We start from the raw sequence: 17,970 nt of genomic DNA, 5'->3' as shown, positions 1-17,970 counted from the left end.
TAGACTTCGCTCCGAAAACCCCCCGAAGATGGCTTGAGGTTTGCTGTGCTCACCATGCAGGACGCGCTGCTGGCGCTGACGAAGTACTGGACCGACCGGGGCTGCATGGTCGTGCAGCCGTTCAACACCGAGGTCGGGGCCGGAACGCTGAATCCGGCGACGATCCTGCGCGTGCTCGGTCCCGAGCCGTGGCGGGTGGCGTACGTCGAGCCGAGCGTTCGGCCGGACGACAGCCGCTACGGCGAGAACCCGAACCGCCTGCAGACGCACACCCAGTTCCAGGTGGTGCTCAAGCCGGACCCGGGCAACCCGCAGGAGCTGTTCCTGGAGAGCCTGACCGCGCTCGGGATCGACATTCACGCGCACGACGTGCGGTTCGTCGAGGACAACTGGGCCAACCCGGCGACCGGCTCCTGGGGCCTGGGCTGGGAGGTCTGGCTCGACGGCCTCGAGATCACCCAGTTCACGTACTTCCAGCAGGCCGGCGGTATGACGCTGGACCCGGTGTCGGTGGAGATCACCTACGGCATCGAGCGGATCATGATGGCGCTGCAGGGCGTCTCGCACTTCAAGGACATCGCCTACGCGCCGGGCATCTCGTACGGCGAGGCGTTCGGCCAGGCGGAGTACGAGATGAGCCGGTACTACCTCGACGACGCCGACGTGGAGTCGCAGAAGCGGCTGTTCGAGGAGTACGCCGCCGAGGCGCGCCGGATGATCGACGACCGGCTCCCGGTGCCCGCGCACATCCAGGTACTGCGCTGCTCGCACACCTTCAACGTCCTCGACGCCCGCGGCGCCGTGAGTACGACGGAACGCGCGAAGGCCTTCGGCCGGATGCGAACGCTGGCCCGCGAGGTCTCGCGGCTGTGGGCCGAGCGCCGCGAGGAGCTGCAGTACCCGCTGGGTCACGCCGAGCTCCCGCCGGCCGCGGCCGAGCCGACCGAGTTCCCGGCGCTGACCGGGACGCGGCAGCTGACCTTCGAGATCGGCACCGAGGAGATGCCGCCGTCGGAGGTCACCAAGACCGCCGAGGCCGTGCGTTCCGCGCTGGAGGAGAAGCTCGGCGCGACCCGGCTCGGCCACGGCGCGATCACGACGTACGCGACTCCCCGCCGCGTGGTCGCCTTCGTCGCTTCCGTGCAGGCCGGTGAGCCGGACGCCGAGCGCGTGGTTCGCGGACCGAAGAAGGCCGCGGCGTACGACGCCGACGGCAACCTCACCAAGGCCGCCGCCGGGTTCGCCCGCGGTCAGAAGGTCGACCCCAGCGAGCTGCACGACCTGGACGTCGACGGCGTCGAGTACGTCGCGGTGACCAAGCCGGACCCGGGTCGCGGTGCGGCCGAGGTCCTGAGCGGCGTGCTGAGCGAGATCGTCAAGGGCCTCCGCTCCGACAAGAACATGCGCTGGAACGACGCCAACCTGTCGTTCACCCGTCCGATCCGCTGGCTCGTCGCGCTGCTCGGCGACGAGGTGGTTCCGGTGTCGGTGTCGACGCTCGCTGCCGGCCGGACCACGCGGGTCCACCGGACCGCCGCGCCGCCGAAGGTCGAGATCGCCTCCGCCGAGGGGTACCTCGATCTGCTCCGGATCCACGGCATCGAAGCCGATCCGGCCAAGCGCCGCGAGCAGATCGTCGCCGCGGCGACGGAGCTGGCGAAGGGCGTGAACGGCGCGGTCGACTTCGAGGGTGAGTCCGCGCTCGTCGACCAGATCGTCAACCTGATCGAGGAGCCGACCGCGATCCTCGGTGGCTTCGCTGCGGACTACCTCGAGCTGCCGAGCGAGATCCTCACGACGGTGATGCGCAAGCACCAGCGCTACCTGCCGGTGCGCGACACCGACGGCAAGCTGCTCCCGCATTTCGTTGCCGTGGCCAACGGTTCCGTGGACGAGGACGTCGTACGCGCAGGCAACGAGGGCGTACTGCGGGCGCGGTACGAGGACGCCGCGTTCTTCTGGCGGGCCGACCTGGAGACGCCGCTGGAGTCGATGAAGGGCGAGCTGGAGAAGCTGGCCTTCGAGGAGCGGCTCGGCTCGATGGCCGACCGCGCGGGCCGCATCGGCCGGATCGCGCTGGCGCTGGCCGGCACGGTGGAGCTCGACGGCGACGACTTGACCACGCTGAAGCGGGCGGCCGAGCTGGCGAAGTTCGACCTGGGCTCGCAGATGGTCGTCGAGCTGACCAGCCTGGCCGGCACGATGGCTCGCGAGTACGCGCGTCGCGCCGGTGAGACCGGAGGCGTTGCCCAGGCACTGTTCGACATGGAGCTTCCTCGATCCGCTGGTGACCCGGTGCCGTCGACGACTCCGGGTGCGCTGCTCGCACTGGCCGACCGGTTCGACCTGCTGGCGGGGTTGTTCGGTGTCGGTGCGAAGCCGACGGGAAGCTCGGACCCGTTCGCGTTGCGTCGTGCGGCCGGCGGCGTGGTCGCGATCCTGCGCGAGCACCCCGAGCTGCGGGCGATCACGCTCGAGACCGGGCTGCAGGCAGCCGCGGCGGAGATCGGTGCCCAGGGCATCGACGTACCGGCGGAGTCGCTGGACGAGGTGGCCGAGTTCACCGTCCGACGGTACGAGCAGCAGCTGCTCGACCGGGGTGACGACCACCTCCAGGTGGCCGCAGTGTTGCCGTTGGCAACTGCTCCGGCCGCGGCCGACGAAACGCTGAAGACGCTGCAGGGCCTGGTCGGCAACAGCGACTTCGCCGACCTGGTCGCCGTTCTCCAGCGGGTACGCCGGATCGTGCCGGAGGGCACCGAGGCGGCGTACGACTCGAGCAAGCTCACCGAGCCGGCCGAGGTCGTGCTGCACGAGGCGGTCCAGAAGATCGGCCAGGCGCCAACCGGCCTGTCCGACTTCGTCGCCGCCACGTCGGTCCTGGTCGAGCCGGTCAATGCCTTCTTCGACGAGATCCTGGTCATGGCCAAGGAGCCGGAGATCCGCGCCGCCCGCCTCGGCCTGCTCGCCACCATCAGCCAACTCGCCGCACCGGTCCTCGACTGGCAGGCCCTCGGCACGAGCCTCAGCCCGGCGGAGTGAATCAGTCGAGCGTGAGTAGACCGGCGAGACGTTCGCCGATCAGGCGGTAGCCGTCGGGCCCTGGATGCACTTCGTCTGCATACAGGGCCCGGGCTTCGTCGGAGCTGAGGATCGTCCGGCCGTCGATCACGCGTACGCCGGGATCTGTGCGGGCGCCGAGCTCGACGCAGGCCCGGACGTCGTCGAGCGTGAGGCCGACCGCATTCGGCTCGCCTTCGCGGTCCGGGGCGGGCAGCGGGGTGATCACGACCAGCGGAGTTTGCGGATGGCCTTCGCGAACGGTGGCGATGAACGACTCGACCTGGCCGGGGAGCGTCCGGCCGCTGTACGTCGCTCCGCCGTGGATGTTGATGCCGAGACACAGCGAGATCAGGCCGGCCGGTAGGTCGCGGATCGTCCGGGCGGCGATCGGATCGAGGTGGCACTCGCCGGCGAAACCGAGGTTGACGCCGTCCCAGCCGTTCGTCCGGGCAACCAGCGCCGGCCAGGTCTCCGATGGGCCGTACGCGCCGCCGGCTTGCGTGATCGAGCTGCCGTAGGTGATCCACCGCGGCCCGGTCGGCGCGAGCGGCTCGGCCTCGCCGTCGAAGGACACCTTCCGGAGCGCGACCCTTCCGGCCTGGGGGAGCCAGATCTCGACCTCAGCCTGGTCGCCCGGCAGCTCGATGCTCAGCCGCTGCTCGCCCTCCAGCACCTCGCACCGCTGGTGCAGCTCGCCGTCGACCAGGACGTCGACGGGCGCGATCCTGGTGTAGATGCCGAACGCGGCCCGGATCTCCAGATCGACCGATGCCGCAGAGGTGCGCCAGGCCGCGCGCACCCCCGCGGGTGTCGCAGCACGCTCCCAGAGCCGATGACCGGCGCGGTCCGGATCGCCGGTCCAGTCGGACAGGCGGAAGTCGCGGTCGCGAGGGTCGAGTCGCCAGAACGTCGTCCAGCCGTCAGCATCGACCTCGCAGTACTGGTGCCCGGTCCACAGGTCGCTCATGACCGGCCTCCTCGGATGCCCCGCAGCGACCGGGCGGCGGGTTGGTCGGCAGCGGACGTCAGGCGGGCGACCGCCCGGGCGCCGAGGCTGGCCTCGACATGCGCCAGCATGACCGTCGTCGCGGTAGCGGAGTCGCCGGCCGCGATCGCGTCCACCAGCGCGCGGTGCTCGGAGTGCGTGCGGTCCAGGTCCGCCTCGCTCCGGCCGTCCTCGAGTGCCAGCCTGCGATATCGGTCGGCCTTGTCCCACAGTCCGTCGAGGTGCTGGACGAGCAGCTGGTTGTGCGACGCGCTGTAGATCGCCACGTGGAAGCGCCGGTGCGTGAGCAGCTCGGCCGATCCGGGGTCGGCGCGCAACGGCCGCAGTTCGTCGGCCGTCTGCCGGATCAGCGCGAGGTCCTCGCGGGTACGGCGCTCGGCGGCCAGGCCGGCAGCGAGCGGGTCGAGGGAGCGGCGTACCTCGATCAGGTCGCGGGCCTCCTCGAGGGTCAACCGGGTCACGCGGGCGTCGCGGTGCGCGTCGAGCTCGACCAGGCCCTCGGTCATCAGCCGGCGCAGTGCTTCGCGCAACGGCGTCGTACTCACGCCGAGCTCGCGGGCGAGGGCGGCCTGCGGGATGACCGCACCCGGGACGAGATCGCCCCGGAGCACCTGCTCCCGGACGAGATCGTAGGCGGCCTCTGCCTTCGTCACCGGCGCTCCCTTCGGTTATAACACCAGATCGCAGCATATCAAGGCGCGAGACATCACGGAGCGATACCTTGACGTGAGTCGTTATAACGACTCACACTCCTGGCTATGACGTATCGACTAGGAGTTCTCGACGGTGACGGCATCGGGCCGGAGATCGTCCCGGCCGCTGTCCGGGTCCTCGACGCAGGCCTGGCCGCCGCGGGCGCCGAGCCGGTCGAGTGGGTTCCGCTCCCGGTCGGCGCCGCGGCGATCGAGACCCACGGCAGTGCGCTGCCCGACCTCACGGTCGAGACGCTGGACAAGCTCGACGGATGGTTGCTCGGCCCGCACGACAGTGCGTCGTACCCGGCCGAGCATCGGGCCCGGCTGAACCCGAGCGGGTTCCTGCGCAAGCACTTCGACCTGTTCGCGAACATCCGTCCGGCACGCGCGTTCGAAGGGACGCCTGCACTGGTGCCCGGGCTCGATCTGGTGGTGGTGCGGGAGAACACTGAGGGGTTCTACGCGGATCGCAGTACCTATCGCGGCACGGGCGAGTTCATGCCGACCAAGGACGTGGCGATCGCGATGGGGATCTTCACCCGGCCCGCGATCGAGCGGATCGCGCGGCAGGCGTGTGAGCTGGCGCTCCGGCGGAGCCGGCACCTGACGATCGTGCACAAGGCGAACGTGCTGCGGACCACCACCGGGTTCTTCCTGGAGATCTGCCGGGAGGTCGCGGCCGACTACCCGCAGCTGGAGGTCGACGACTTCCACATCGACGCGATGACCGTGCATCTGGTCCGGCACGGCGCGGACTTCGACGTACTCGTGACCGAGAACATGTTCGGCGACATCCTGTCCGACCTGACCGGTGAACTGGCCGGGTCGCTCGGCATCGCGCCGTCCATCAACGCCTCCTACGACCGGGCGATGGCCCAGGCTGCCCACGGCTCGGCGCCGGACATCGCCGGCCGTGGACTCGCGAACCCGACCGCGATGATCGCCTCCGGCGCGATGCTGCTCGACTGGCTGGGCTCTCGCGACGCCGCTGACCGCGTCGAGCAGGCCCTGCGGACCACCGTCGCGCGGGGGACGCGGACCGCAGATCTCGGCGGCACCGCCGGCACCACCGCCTTCACCGACGCGGTCGTCGCCACCATCGGTGAGCCGACGTGAGCAGGATCCAGGACCTCGCCGGGATCGCCCCGGACCACCTCCCGCGGACGTTGCGGATCCTGCTCGAGAACGCGCTCCGGCACGGGACCGCCTCCGAGGCGTTGCGGAACTGGGAGCCGGGGGCAACCGGTGAGCTGGAGGTGTACCCGTCCCGGGTGTTCCTGCACGACACGAACGGCGTACCCGTGCTGGTCGACCTGGCGGCGATGCGGAACGCGATGGTTGCGCTGGGCAAGGAACCGGCGCTGGTCGATCCGGTGATCCCGGCGGAGCTCGTCGTGGATCACTCGGTGATCGCGGATGTGTTCGGCCGGCCTGATGCGCTGCAGTTGAACGTGGCCCGTGAGTACGAGCGGAACGCCGAGCGGTACCGGTTCCTGCGCTGGGGACAGCAGACGTTCCGGCAGTTGAAGGTTGTGCCGCCCGGGGCCGGGATCATGCATCAGATCAACCTGGAGTACCTGGCGCGGGTCGTCGAGGAGCGTGACGGGTGGGTGTTCCCGGATCTGTGTCTCGGGACCGACTCGCACACCACGATGGTGAACGGCCTCGGCGTACTCGGCTGGGGGATCGGCGGGATCGAGGCCGAGGCCGCGATGCTCGGCCAGTCGGTCTCGATGGTCCTGCCGCCGGTCGTCGGTGTGTCGCTGACCGGTGCACTGCCGGCCGGCACCACCGCCACGGACCTCGTCCTCACCATCACCGAAACCCTGCGCTCGCACGGCGTCGTCGGCAAGTTCGTGGAGTTCACCGGCCCCGCGCTAGCCGACCTCCCCGTCCCCGACCGGGCCACGATCGCCAACATGTGCCCCGAGTTCGGCTCCACCGCGGCCTACTTTCCCATCGACCACCAAACCCTCGACTACCTGACCTTCACCAACCGCCCACCCGCCAAGGTCGCCCTCGTCGAGTCTTACGCCCGAACCCAAGGCTTATGGCACGACCCCACAGCCAACCTCCTGTACGACGAACACGTAACCCTCGACCTCTCCACAATCGTCCCCTCCATCGCCGGCCCGCGTAGGCCCAACCAACGAATCCCTCTGACAGACACCAAGCAAGCTGCCGACCATGAACTCCCACCCGGCCCCCGCACCGCAGATGTTCCGGGGCATGGGGCTGTGGTTGTGGCGGCTATTACGTCGTGTACGAACACGTCTAATCCGGCGGTGATGGTGGCGGCTGGGTTGGTGGCCAAGAAGGCGGTGGAGCGGGGGGTCGGTAGTCGGGCGTGGGTGAAGACGACGTTGTCGCCGGGGTCGCGGGTGGTGATGGACTATTTGCGGGAGGCGGGGTTGACGCCGTACCTGGAGAAGCTTGGGTTTCATCTGGCCGGGTTCGGTTGTATGACGTGTATCGGGGCGTCGGGGGAGTTGATCGACGACGTCGCCCAGGCAGTGCGCGAGCAGGACCTGACGGTGGCAGCAGTGTTGTCGGGGAACAGGAACTTCGAGGGCCGGATCCAGCCCGACGTGAAGCTCAACTACCTCGCCTCGCCTCCGCTGGTGATCGCGTACGCGTTGGCCGGCCGGATCGACATCGACCTGCAGACCGAGCCTTTGAGTGGTGACGTCTACCTGCGTGACATCTGGCCCGAACCCGCCGAGATCGACGCGGTACTGCGGGAGGTGCTCGCCCCCGACCTCTTCGAGCACGCGTACGACGACCTGTTCACCGGCGACGACCGCTGGCAGAAGCTGGACGCACCGCAGGGCGAGACGTTTGCCTGGGGCAATTCGACGTACCTCCAGCGACCGGACTACTTCAGCAAACCGACCGATGACCTCAACGGAGCACGCGCACTGGTTCGCCTGGGTGACTCCGTCACGACCGACCATCTCTCACCTGCCGGCGCGATCCCGCGCGACAGTGTCGCCGGACGCTATCTGAAAGACCTCGGCGAGACCGAGCTGAACACCTACGCCTCCCGCCGAGGCAACCACGAGGTGATGATGCGCGGTGCCTTCGGCAACGTTCGCCTGCGCAACCAACTCGTCGACATCGAAGGCCCGCTGACCCGCGGACCCGACGGCACGACGACCTCGATCTACGACGCCGCGATGGCATACCAAAGAGCCGGCGTACCGATTGTCGTTGTCGCAGGCAAGGAATACGGAACCGGCTCGTCCCGCGACTGGGCCGCCAAAGGCCCGGCCCTGCTCGGCGTCCGCGCCGTCCTGGCCCAGTCCTTCGAGCGGATCCACCGCTCCAACCTCGTCGGCCTCGGCATCCTCCCGCTCGAGTTCCTCCCCGGCGAGGGCGACGACCTCACCGGCAACGATCCGATCGACATAGAACTGCACGACGACGAATCAGCCACCGCGCGTTCCGCCGGCCGCACCTACCGGCTCCGCGTCCGCCTCGACACGCCCCGCGAGCACGACTACTACCGCCACGGCGGCGTACTTCCCTACGTCCTGCACCGCCTCAGCGAAGGGCACATCTTGTGATCGCCTCGATCAACCCCGCCACCGGCGAGCACCTCGCGGCCTTCGAGCCGTACGACGAAGACCGCGTCGACCGGCTGCTCAGCGCCGCACTGCTTGCCCAGAGCAACTGGCGGAACACGTCCGTCGACGAACGCATCGCACTCCTGCAGTCGATCGCGGACACCCTCCGCGCGCGCCAGGACGGCCTCGCGCACCTGATCAGCACCGAGATGGGCAAGCCGATCACCGAGGCCGAGGCCGAGATCGAGAAGTGCGCGATCACCTGCGAGTACTACGCCGCCAACGCGGCAGGCTTCCTCGCCGCCGAACAGGTCACCGCGCAAGGCCGGATCGAGGTCGAACCGCTCGGCGTCGTCCTGGCCGTCATGCCGTGGAACTTCCCGTTCTGGCAGTTCTTCCGCTTCGCGGCCCCCGCACTGGCGGCCGGCAACGGCGCGATCCTCAAACACGCGAACACCGTGCCGCAGAGCGCGCTCGCGATCGAGTCCGTCCTCGCCGACGCCGGAATGCCGAGCGGCCTGATCGGGGTCGCGCTCGTCGAGACCGAGCAGGTCGCCGGGCTGATCACCGACCACCGGATCGCCGCGGTGACGTTCACCGGTTCCACCGAGGTCGGCCGGATCATCGCGACCCAGGCCGGTCAGGCGTTGAAGAAGCAGGTCCTCGAGCTCGGCGGATCCGACCCGTTCATCGTCCTCGCCGACGCCGACCTCGAAGCGGCCGCGCGGGCTGCGGTGAAGGCACGCTTCCTCAACACCGGCCAGAGTTGCGTCAACGCGAAGCGGTTGATCGTCGAGGAGTCCGTCGCCGACGAGTTCGTCGACCTCTTCACCGTCGAGATCGAGAAGCTGGTCGTCGGCGATCCGCTCCGGCGCGAGACCACACTCGGCCCGCTGGCTCGCGACGGTCTACGCGACACGTTGCACGACCAGGTTCGCCGTACCGTGAAGTCCGGCGCCACCCTTGTCTGCGGCGGATCTCCTGCCGGGCCGGGTTTCTTCTACCTGCCGACCGTTCTCGATCACGTGTTGCCGGGGATGGCGGCGTTCGACGAGGAGACGTTCGGCCCGGTCGCGGCCGTCGTCCGGGCCGGTGACGCCGACGAGGCGATCCGGTTGGCGAACCAGACCGAGTTCGGACTCGGCGCCTCGCTGTGGACGTCACCCGAGCGATCGGCAGAGCTGGTACGCCGGATCGACGCCGGCGCGGTGTTCGTGAACGCGATCGTCGCGTCGGATCCGCGCCTCCCGTTCGGCGGGATCAAGCAGTCCGGGTACGGCCGCGAACTCGGCGCCTACGGGATGCGCGAGTTCATGAACGTCAAGACGGTCTGGTCACCGGAGCCCGCACCCCGGCTGGTGATCCGGCCGGACGAGACCGAGGTGTTCGACCGCGGCAGCGGCGTCCGCACCGTCCCGTACGTCGGTGCGTGGAACTGCGACGCGAACCGGATCACCACCGGCACCACAACGTTTGCCGTCGGCACCGAAATCCCGACGCACTCGCACAACGTCGAGGAATCGGTGCTGGTGTTCGCCGGCCAGGCGACAGCGGTGATCGACGGCGAGCGGGTCGACCTGGAGGCGGGTGACGCGACCTGGGTGCCGGGCGGCGTACCGCACCAATTCATCAACCGTGGCAGGGATGAGCTCGTCATCTACTGGGTGTACGGCGGCCGGGCGGTCACCCGCACGATGACCGCCACCGGCGTGACCGTGCAGCACCTGTCGGCCGCGGATCGAGGTGCCGTTGGCGCCAGCGAGAAGTAACGAATAGACTGTTGTAACAGGTGATGCATATTAACTGAGGTTACGCAAACCTCAGTGCGGGAAGGCTCACCTACCCTGCGGAAGGAATGTTCCCCCATGACCGCGGATGTTGCGGAAACCGAAGCACCCGAACTCCACCACTCCCATCGCGACGTGACCGGCGGCTGGCTGCGGCCGGCGACGTTCGGCGTGATGGACGGCCTGGTCTCGAACTTCGCGCTGGTCGCCGGTGTGGTCGGCGGCGGTGCGACCGGCAAGGTCGTGATCATGACCGGGCTAGCCGGCCTGGTCGCCGGCGCCTGCTCGATGGCCTCCGGTGAGTTCACCTCGGTGTCGTCCCAGACCGAGTTGATGAAGGCCGAGATCGCGGTCGAACGACGCGAGCTCGAGATCCACCCGGAAGAAGAAGAGCGCGAGCTCGCGATGATGTACGAGGCCAAGGGTCTGCGTCCGGAGCTCGCGGCCGAGGTCGCGCGCGAGCTGACGTCGAACCCGGCGGTCGCGCTCGACGTCCACGTCCGGGAAGAACTCGGTGTCGACCCCAATGATCTCCCGTCGCCGTGGGTCGCGGCCGGCTCGTCGTTCGCGGCGTTCGCTGTCGGCGCGGTAATCCCGCTGCTCCCGTTCCTCTTCGGGGCCGTCTCGGTGCTGCCGGCGTTGCTGCTCAGCGCCCTCGGCCTGGTCGTCACCGGCGGCATCGTCGGCAAGATCACCGCCCGCCCGTTCTGGTACGGCGGCGGCCGCCAACTGCTCCTCGGCGGCCTCTCGGCCGCCGTCACCTTCGCCATCGGTCTAGCCGTAGGAACCGGATTGTCATGAATCGAGGACGTGACTCCCGATCCCCTGCCTACTGCGCGGCGCTCGACGGGCGCCTCGCTGCACTGGAGGGAAGGGAACGATGAACCACATCGAACCCTCCCCTCCAGCACACCGAGACGCTCCGCCGAGCACCTGCTCGCTACGGCAGGGGATCGGGAGTCACGCCCTGGTAGTCACGGCCTTGGTGAAGCAGGTGCCCAAGGGTGATCACAGTGGTCGTCTCGACGCGGACGGGCGGCTCGAACGGGCCGGTGCGGTCGCGGAGATGAACCCGTGGTGCCGCCGGGCCGTGGCGCAAGCGGTCCGGCTGGCGCGGGAGACAGGCGGTCGCAGTACGGCGATCACGATGGGCCCGCCGGCTGCTGTCGACGTACTGCGTGAGGCGCTGGCGTGGGGTGCCGACGATGCCGTGCAGCTGTCGGACCCCGCGCTGGCCGGCTCGGATTGTCTGGTGACCGCTCGCGCGCTGGCAGCCACGATTCGGCTGCTCGACGATCCGCCGGACCTGATCCTGGTCGGCAACAGCTCGGTCGACGGCAGCACCGGAGCGGTCGGCGCCATGCTCGCCGAACTCCTCGGCCTGCCTTTCACCGGTCCCGTCCTGACGCTCGAACCGGTCGACGGTCGACTTCGCACCACAGTCCAGTACGACACCGGCACGGAGTCGGTCACCATCGACCTCCCCGCGGTAGTAGCAGTAGCCGAACGTTCCTGCGACCCCGCCAAGGCCCCAGCCGACACCTGGCCTCCCCCCGACACCGTCCGCCAGGTCACCACAGCCGACCTCCCCGAAGCCCCCTGGGGCCTCCCCGCCAGCCCGACCAAGGTCGCCCAGGTCCACCCCGCCCCCCTCACCAGAAACCCAGTAATCTTCCGCGGCCACCTCCAGTCGCAGGTCGACCGGGCCCTGACCGAACTAACAGCCCGAGGCTGCTTCAAACCTCACCCCACAACCTCAGCCCCCCTCACCACCCCGCCCTACGGGCGCCGCACGGCGGGCCCGGCCGAGAAGCCGGCCGTAGCCTCCGCTCCGGGTGAGCAGGCGGCAGCTGAGGTGGTGGTGTTGGTGGGGGCTGGGCCTGTGGAGGGGACTCGGGCGTTGCTTGGAACGGCCGCCGCTTTGGCGGCGGAGATCGGTGGTTCGGTTACTGCTGTTACGACGGTAGAAGGTGATCGGGAGCTTGGGCGGTGGGGGGCTGATTCGGTTGTTGTGGTGGATGGGGAGGAACCTCGGGCGGTGGCTAGGGGGCTTACCGGATGGCTAAATGGCAGGCAGGTGTGGGCAGTGCTGGGTGCTGCTCTGCCGTGGGATCGGGAAGTGCTTGCTCGGCTGGCGGTTACGTCTGATGCGGGGTTGATGTCTGATCTCGTCAGCCTGTCTGCGAAGGATGGGCGGTTGAGTGGGTTGAAGCCGTCCGGGGGCGGCACGCTGGCGGAGATCGTTAGCCGCGGGACCCCGCAGATCGCGACGCTGAGGACCGGTCTGCTGCCACTGCGCACCCCACGGGTGGATCGACCGCTCGAGCTGCACGCACTCCACGTCGAGCCCGACACCGCGATCACCCGGACAGAACGGCGTACCGGAGACGACGGGGACGCGCTCGACCGCGCGGAGGTCGTCATCGGCGTCGGTCGTGGCGTTCCACCGGACAAGTACGACGAGTTGGAGCCGGTCCGCGCCCTGCTGAACGCGGAGCTCGCCGCCACTCGCAAGGTGACGGACCAGGGCTGGCTCCCGCACGGACGGCAGATCGGTATCACCGGCCGCAGTGTCGCACCGCGCATGTATCTGGCCGTCGGACTGTCCGGCAGCCTGAACCACCTGGCCGGCGCCGGTCGCGCCGGGACTCTCGTCGCGATCAACACCGACCCGGCCGCGGAGATCTTCGCGCACTGCGACGTCGGGCTGGTCGCGGACTGGCAGGAGGTGATGCCGTACCTCGTCGATGGGCTGCGGTCCTGTGTCAGCGGATAACCTGTCCGGCATGGCGACCCGACGTACCAAGGCCAAGAGCCCCGAGAGCTGGCTGCTGCTCATCTACAAGGTGCCCAGCGAGTCCTCCCGGGCCCGGGTGGCGGTGTGGCGGGACCTCAAGCGCCTGGGCGGGTTCTACGTGCAGCAGGCCGTGTGCGTGCTGCCGGACCGCGACGAGCTGCGGGCCGGGATGGAGAAGGTCCGCGAGCGGGTCACCGAGCTGGGTGGCTCGAGCGTGTTCCTGACCTTGACCGATCTGGACGACGACGCCCGCGAGCAGTTCGTCGAGGGCTTCCGGGTCCAGTCGGCCAAGGAGTACGCCGAGATCGTCGAGGAGTGCGAGACCAAGTTCGTCAAGGAGATCGAGTTCGAGCGGTTCCGGGAGAACTACACCTTCGAGGAGGCCGAGGAGATCCGCCAGGATCTGGAGAAGCTCCGCCGCTGGCTCGCCAAGGTCGAGGATCGCGACTGGATGGATGCCGACGGCAAGGAGTTGGCCAGGGCCAAGGTGGCCGACTGCGAGCGGCTGCTGGAGGAGTTCGAGGCCGACGTCTACGAACGCACCGAAGGCACGGTCTAAGCGTCCCTGTTACGGTCGCGCTTCGCGGCCGGCAGGTTCAGGGCGACTTCGTCGGCGCGCGAGAAGCCCATCAGCTCTTCCCGGAGCTGGTTCATCCGGTCGGTCGTCTGCAGCGAGCGCTCCTGGTCCTGCGCGGCCACCGCGATCACCAGGGCCTCGAGCAGGATCAGCACCGTCGCCTGACTGGTGAACGTCCCCGGACGGCTCGTCGGCGCCGACAGCACGGCGTCGACCTGGTCGCGGAGCGCTTCGCCGAGGGTGTCGGTGATGAGCACCACGCGGGCGCCGACCTCGGCGCAGAGGTCGAGGATGACGCGCGTCTCGACGATGATCCGGTTGTGGGCGATGACCACCACGACGTCCTCCGGGCCGAGCGTGAGCAGCCGGTCGGCCAGCCGGTAGCCGGTGTCCGACGCGGCCCGCGCCCGGCGGCCGATGCGGGTCAGGTGGGTCGCGGTGTACGCCGAGATCCCGTCCAGGCCGGCGAAACCGCAGATGAGCGTCTCGCGGGCGGAGTCGATCAGCTCGACGGCGCTCGCGAAAGCCTCCGGGTCGATCGTCCGTTCGGCCTGCTGGAGCCGCTCCACGTGGTCGCGCAGGGTCGCGGTGAGGATGCCCTCGGCGCCGACGTCGAACGTCGCGAGGCTGTTGCTGAGCCGGTTCGCCGGGCTGAGCAGCGCCTGTAGCTCGCCCTGTAGCGATCGCTTCAGGCCGGGCAAGCCGTCGAATCCCAGCGCCTTGGCGGTGCGCACCACGCTGGCGTCGCTGGTGCCGGTTGCCCGGCCGAGCTCCTCGGCGGAGGAGAAGGCTGCCTCCTGGGGATGGGCCGACAGGTACTCGGCGATCTTCCGCTCGGTCGCGGTCAGCGAGTCGATCCGGCTCGCCACCCGCTCCGGCAGGGTGGGCGCCTTGGTTTCGGTCACGTCGGCTCCTCCGGCTCCCAGTTGTGCCTGTCAATACGCAGATCATGTCATCCGGCCCGCTATGTCACCGCCAGGTAAACGATGCGCCGACCCGTTGACAGGGATTGTAGCAATCACTACCGTCAGACGAATATTCGTAGTGAACACAACGAACGGCGCGTGTCCAGTTTCCGTCCACCCCTCCTGGAGCGACTTCCGTGGCACACCTTCCGACCATCGAGATCTCCGGCGCCGACGCCCGCGATCGCGGCCGTCAGTACGGCGAGGCCGCGCGGCCGCTGATCGAGCGCTCGCTGGCGTTCTACGCCGAGTCTGTCCCGCGCGCCACCGGGCTGAGCTGGACCGAGGTCCTCGAGCGCGCGCCGCACTGGGTCCCGGTGATCGAGCCGCACGCTCCTGAACTGCTGGACGAGGTCCGCGGGATCGCCGAAGGATCCGGCCGCACGTTCGCCGAGATCCTCGCGCTGAACAGCCGCGGCGAGCTCACCCGCGGCAACCCGTTCGACCACGAGGACGAGCGTGACGACGGCTGTACGTCGTTCGCGATCCTGCCGCCGGCCAATCCGCTCGGGCATGTCTGGTCCGGTCAGAACTGGGACCTGTGGGCCGGCATCGCCGACACGATCGTGCTGCTGCGGATCTCCCAGCCGGGCAAGCCGACGGTGATCGGGCACGTCGAGGCCGGCCAGCTGGCCCGGCACGGCGCGAACTCGGCCGGCCTGTCCCTGAACGCGAACGGGCTGGGCGCCGGCTTCGGCCGCGGTCTCGCCGTACCCGGCACGTTCGTCCGCCGGATGGTGCTGGAGAGCTGGGACCTGTACGACGCCCTGCAGGTCGTCTTCGGAGTCCGCCAGAGCCTGTCGAGCAACCTGCTTCTGACTCACCGCGACGGTTTCGCCATCGACGTCGAGACCACGCCCGGACGGCACGGCTGGATGTATCCGACCGACGGACTACTTGTCCACGGCAACCACTTCCAGGCGTTCGTCCCGCCGCAGATCAACGACACCTACCGACCTTTCTCGGTGGATTCGCTCTACCGGGTGCCGCGCGTCGAGGAGGGCCTGCGTCAGGTCCGCCAGGACGGCACCACCGAGAAGGCCGTCGAGACCATCGTGCAGAACACGATGAGCGACCACTTCAGTCACCCCAACGCCGTCTGCCAGCACGTCGATCCGCGCCGGCACGAGCTCGACCGTTACGCCACGATCGTGTCCAGCCTGGTCGATCTGACCACTGGCACGTACCGGCTGACTCCCGGCCTGCCCTGCGCGAACAGCTACCAGCAGGCCCCCTGGAACCTCTACGACGGCCCCGGTCTGTCAGACCGTCCGGACGTCGACGACCCGGCCCTGTCCCGCATCGCGGCCGGGTGAATCCCACCCCTGCAAGGCATTGTCGACATCAGGAGCGAATGCCATGTCCCACCGAACCTCGAGGTTGCGGCGTTTCGCCGTCGCCGTCACCCTGACCGCCGCCGCGGTCGCCCTGTCCGGCTGCGGCGGCTCCGCCTCCTCACCCTCCACCGGAGCGGCGCCGAACGCCGACCGGGCAGCTGCCGCCGAAGGCGTCAGCCCGGACGTGAACCTGGACCAGTGCGGTAAGGCCACCCGCACGGTGAAGCACGACCTCGGCACCACCACGATCACCGGTACGCCGACCCGGGTGGTGGCGCTCGAATATTCGTTCGTCGACGCGCTCGTCGCGGTCGGCATGTCACCGGTCGGCGTTGCCGACGACGACCAGCCGGAGCGGATCATCCCCGCGCTGCGCGACCAGGTCGGGACCTACAAGTCGGTCGGCCTGCGAGCGACGCCGAACATCCAGGTGATCACCGCGCTGAAGCCGGACCTGATCGTGGCCGACAGCGGCCGGCACAAGGCCATCTACGCGCAGCTGTCGAAGATCGCGCCGACGATCGCCTACGCCAGCCTGAACGGCAACTACCAGCAGGTGCTGGACAGCGAGATGTCCACGGCCATCGCGCTGAACAAGTGCGACCAGATGAAGACCCGGCTGGCCGAGCACGCCAAGACCATGGCCGACCTGAAGGCGACGGCGCCCGCGGACGAGAATCGCAAGGCCCTGTTCGTGCGGGCCTCGGAGAAGGGCTTCACCGGGTTCCCGCCGAAGGCCTACACGCCGGGCGTGCTGTCGGCCATCGGTATCAAGTCACCGCTGCCGGACAGCTCCGGCGATGCGTCGGTCTCGCTGACCTTGGAGACCCTGGTCGCGACGAAGCCGGACGTGATGTTCATTGCTCCCAACGACGGGCCGACGCTGCGGGACCAGTGGAAGAAGAGTCCGCTGTGGAAGGAGATCCCGGCGGTGAAGAACAACGCGAGCTACGACGTCGACCCGAACGAATGGTCCCGTTCGCGGGGTCTGATCGCCTCCGAGGTGGTTGCCAAGGAAGCCGTCAAGATGCTCTACGGGAAGTGACATGAGCCTGTCCGTGGGCACTGTGCCCGAATCGACCGAGGACGCCGCCCACCGGCGTCCGAAGGTCGTCACCAGCAAGCAGCGGGTCACCTGGGTGACGCTGGTCGTCCTGGTGCTGCTCGTGGCCGGGATCGCGTGGGGCCTGTCGATCGGCAGTCAGCACATCTCGTTGTCCCGGCTGCCGGCCGCGATCTTCAACGCCAAGGATTCCGACGCTCTGATCCTGCAGTCGATCCGGTTGCCGCGGGTGGTGCTGGCGCTCTGCGTCGGCGCCGCCCTGGCGGTGGCCGGCGCGTTGATGCAGGCGGTCGCCGCCAACCCGCTGGCGGCGCCGGAGATCATGGGTGTGAACGCCGGTGCGGTGTTCGTCGTCGTACTGGCGATCACCGTCGTACCGTCGCTGTCGGGTGCGCCGACGATCTTGTTGTCGTTCGGCGGCGCGGCCGCGGCGGGCGTATCGGTGATGCTGCTGGCCGGCTCGGGACGCGGCCGGGTCAGTCCGGTGCGGATGGCGCTGGCCGGTGTGACCGCGAGCAGTCTGCTGATCTCGTTGACCCAGGTGCTGATCATCTTCGACGAGAACTCCACCGACAGCGTGCTGTTCTGGCTGGTCGGCGGCGTCAACTTCGCCGGCTGGCAGGACGTGCGCAACCTGCTCCCTTGGCTCGTACTCGGTCTGCTCGGTGCGTTCGCCATGGCGCGCCCGCTCAACCTGCTGGCTCTGGGCGACGACATGGCTCGCGGACTCGGCCAGAACGTCGAACGGACCCGGACGCTGGGGTCGGCTTTGGTGATCGTGCTGTGCGGCGCGGCTGTGTCCGTGGCCGGACCGGTCGCGTTCATCGGCCTGGTGGTGCCGCACATCATGCGCCGCCTGGTCGGTTCCAGCTACACGGTGCTGTTGCCGTTGTCTGCGCTGGGCGGAGGCGTGCTGGTGCTGTACTCCGACATCGTGTCCCGCTACGTGAAGCCGCCGTTCGAAGTCCCAGCCGGCGTGGTCACGGCCCTGCTCGGTGCACCGATCTTCGTGTACCTGGCCCGTCGACAGAAGGTGACCTCATGAACGAGCGAAGCGAGTTCATCATTAAGCACAGCCGACCTCGTGTCTCATCGGCGCCCGGAGCGAAGCGAG

Annotated in this window: 13 protein-coding genes; 10 read left to right on the top strand and 3 right to left on the bottom strand. The window is 68.9% G+C overall.

The window, feature by feature from the left end; translation table 11 throughout:
• The first annotated feature begins 54 nt into the window (after nt 1–54).
• Complete coding sequence (locus EV645_RS06955; protein WP_242000384.1) at nt 55–3,042, top strand: glycine--tRNA ligase; 2,988 nt, start codon at nt 55–57, stop codon at nt 3,040–3,042.
• 1 nt (nt 3,043) lies between these two features.
• On the opposite strand, the gene EV645_RS06950 is transcribed toward EV645_RS06955, so the two are convergent.
• Both EV645_RS06950 and EV645_RS06945 read right to left on the bottom strand, forming a co-directional pair.
• Nucleotides 3,044–4,030, bottom strand: a complete 987-nt coding sequence (locus EV645_RS06950) for a GDSL-type esterase/lipase family protein (RefSeq protein WP_130440877.1) — start codon at nt 4,028–4,030, stop codon at nt 3,044–3,046.
• Nucleotides 4,027–4,722, bottom strand: a complete 696-nt coding sequence (locus EV645_RS06945) for a GntR family transcriptional regulator (protein WP_130440875.1) — start codon at nt 4,720–4,722, stop codon at nt 4,027–4,029. The genes EV645_RS06950 and EV645_RS06945 overlap by 4 nt, the downstream gene beginning before the upstream one ends.
• 105 nt (nt 4,723–4,827) lie before the next feature.
• On the opposite strand from EV645_RS06945, the gene EV645_RS06940 reads away from it, so the two are divergent.
• The 6 genes from EV645_RS06940 to EV645_RS06915 all read left to right on the top strand — a co-directional run bounded on the left by EV645_RS06940 (nt 4,828) and on the right by EV645_RS06915 (nt 13,473).
• Entirely contained in the window at nt 4,828–5,880 is a 1,053-nt protein-coding gene (locus tag EV645_RS06940; protein ID WP_130440873.1) for an isocitrate/isopropylmalate dehydrogenase family protein, read from the top strand.
• Nucleotides 5,877–8,330 carry an aconitate hydratase AcnA gene (gene acnA, locus EV645_RS06935; protein WP_198681498.1) on the top strand — a complete coding sequence of 818 codons (2,454 nt, stop codon included), beginning with the start codon at nt 5,877–5,879 and terminating at the stop codon, nt 8,328–8,330. The genes EV645_RS06940 and acnA overlap by 4 nt, the downstream gene beginning before the upstream one ends.
• Entirely contained in the window at nt 8,327–10,099 is a 1,773-nt protein-coding gene (locus tag EV645_RS06930; RefSeq protein ID WP_130440871.1) for an aldehyde dehydrogenase family protein, read from the top strand. The genes acnA and EV645_RS06930 overlap by 4 nt, the downstream gene beginning before the upstream one ends.
• A gap of 96 nt (nt 10,100–10,195) precedes the next feature.
• Nucleotides 10,196–10,918, top strand: coding sequence for a VIT1/CCC1 transporter family protein (locus tag EV645_RS06925; protein ID WP_130440869.1), 723 nt, complete (start codon nt 10,196–10,198; stop codon nt 10,916–10,918).
• 193 nt (nt 10,919–11,111) lie between these two features.
• Entirely contained in the window at nt 11,112–12,893 is a 1,782-nt protein-coding gene (locus EV645_RS06920) for an FAD-binding protein (RefSeq protein WP_198681497.1), read from the top strand.
• A 10-nt stretch (nt 12,894–12,903) separates the two neighbouring features.
• A complete protein-coding gene (locus EV645_RS06915; protein WP_242000250.1) occupies nt 12,904–13,473 on the top strand; it encodes a Chromate resistance protein ChrB in 570 nt (189 codons plus the stop codon).
• On the opposite strand, the gene EV645_RS06910 is transcribed toward EV645_RS06915, so the two are convergent.
• Nucleotides 13,470–14,396 carry a MurR/RpiR family transcriptional regulator gene (locus tag EV645_RS06910; protein WP_130440863.1) on the bottom strand — a complete coding sequence of 309 codons (927 nt, stop codon included), beginning with the start codon at nt 14,394–14,396 and terminating at the stop codon, nt 13,470–13,472. The two genes, EV645_RS06915 and EV645_RS06910, sit on opposite strands and share 4 nt — an antisense overlap.
• Nucleotides 14,397–14,593: 197 nt before the next feature.
• Here EV645_RS06910 and EV645_RS06905 point away from each other — a divergent pair, with 197 nt between their 5' ends.
• The 3 genes from EV645_RS06905 to EV645_RS06895 are packed head-to-tail and all read left to right on the top strand — an operon-like array spanning nt 14,594 to nt 17,901.
• Nucleotides 14,594–15,772, top strand: a complete 1,179-nt coding sequence (locus tag EV645_RS06905) for a C45 family autoproteolytic acyltransferase/hydrolase (protein ID WP_130440861.1) — start codon at nt 14,594–14,596, stop codon at nt 15,770–15,772.
• Nucleotides 15,773–15,815: 43 nt separating this feature from the next.
• The gene (locus EV645_RS06900) at nt 15,816–16,838 is read left to right on the top strand and encodes an ABC transporter substrate-binding protein (RefSeq protein ID WP_130440859.1); all 1,023 of its coding nucleotides are present in this window, start codon (nt 15,816–15,818) and stop codon (nt 16,836–16,838) included.
• A gap of 1 nt (nt 16,839) precedes the next feature.
• Nucleotides 16,840–17,901, top strand: a complete 1,062-nt coding sequence (locus EV645_RS06895) for a FecCD family ABC transporter permease (protein WP_130440857.1) — start codon at nt 16,840–16,842, stop codon at nt 17,899–17,901.
• Nucleotides 17,902–17,970: the final 69 nt, after the last annotated feature.

Source organism: Kribbella rubisoli, assembly GCF_004217145.1.
Lineage (GTDB): Bacteria > Actinomycetota > Actinomycetes > Propionibacteriales > Kribbellaceae > Kribbella > Kribbella rubisoli.
Note: the sequence above shows the minus strand (reverse complement) of the source record. Positions and strands in the feature narration are given on the sequence as shown.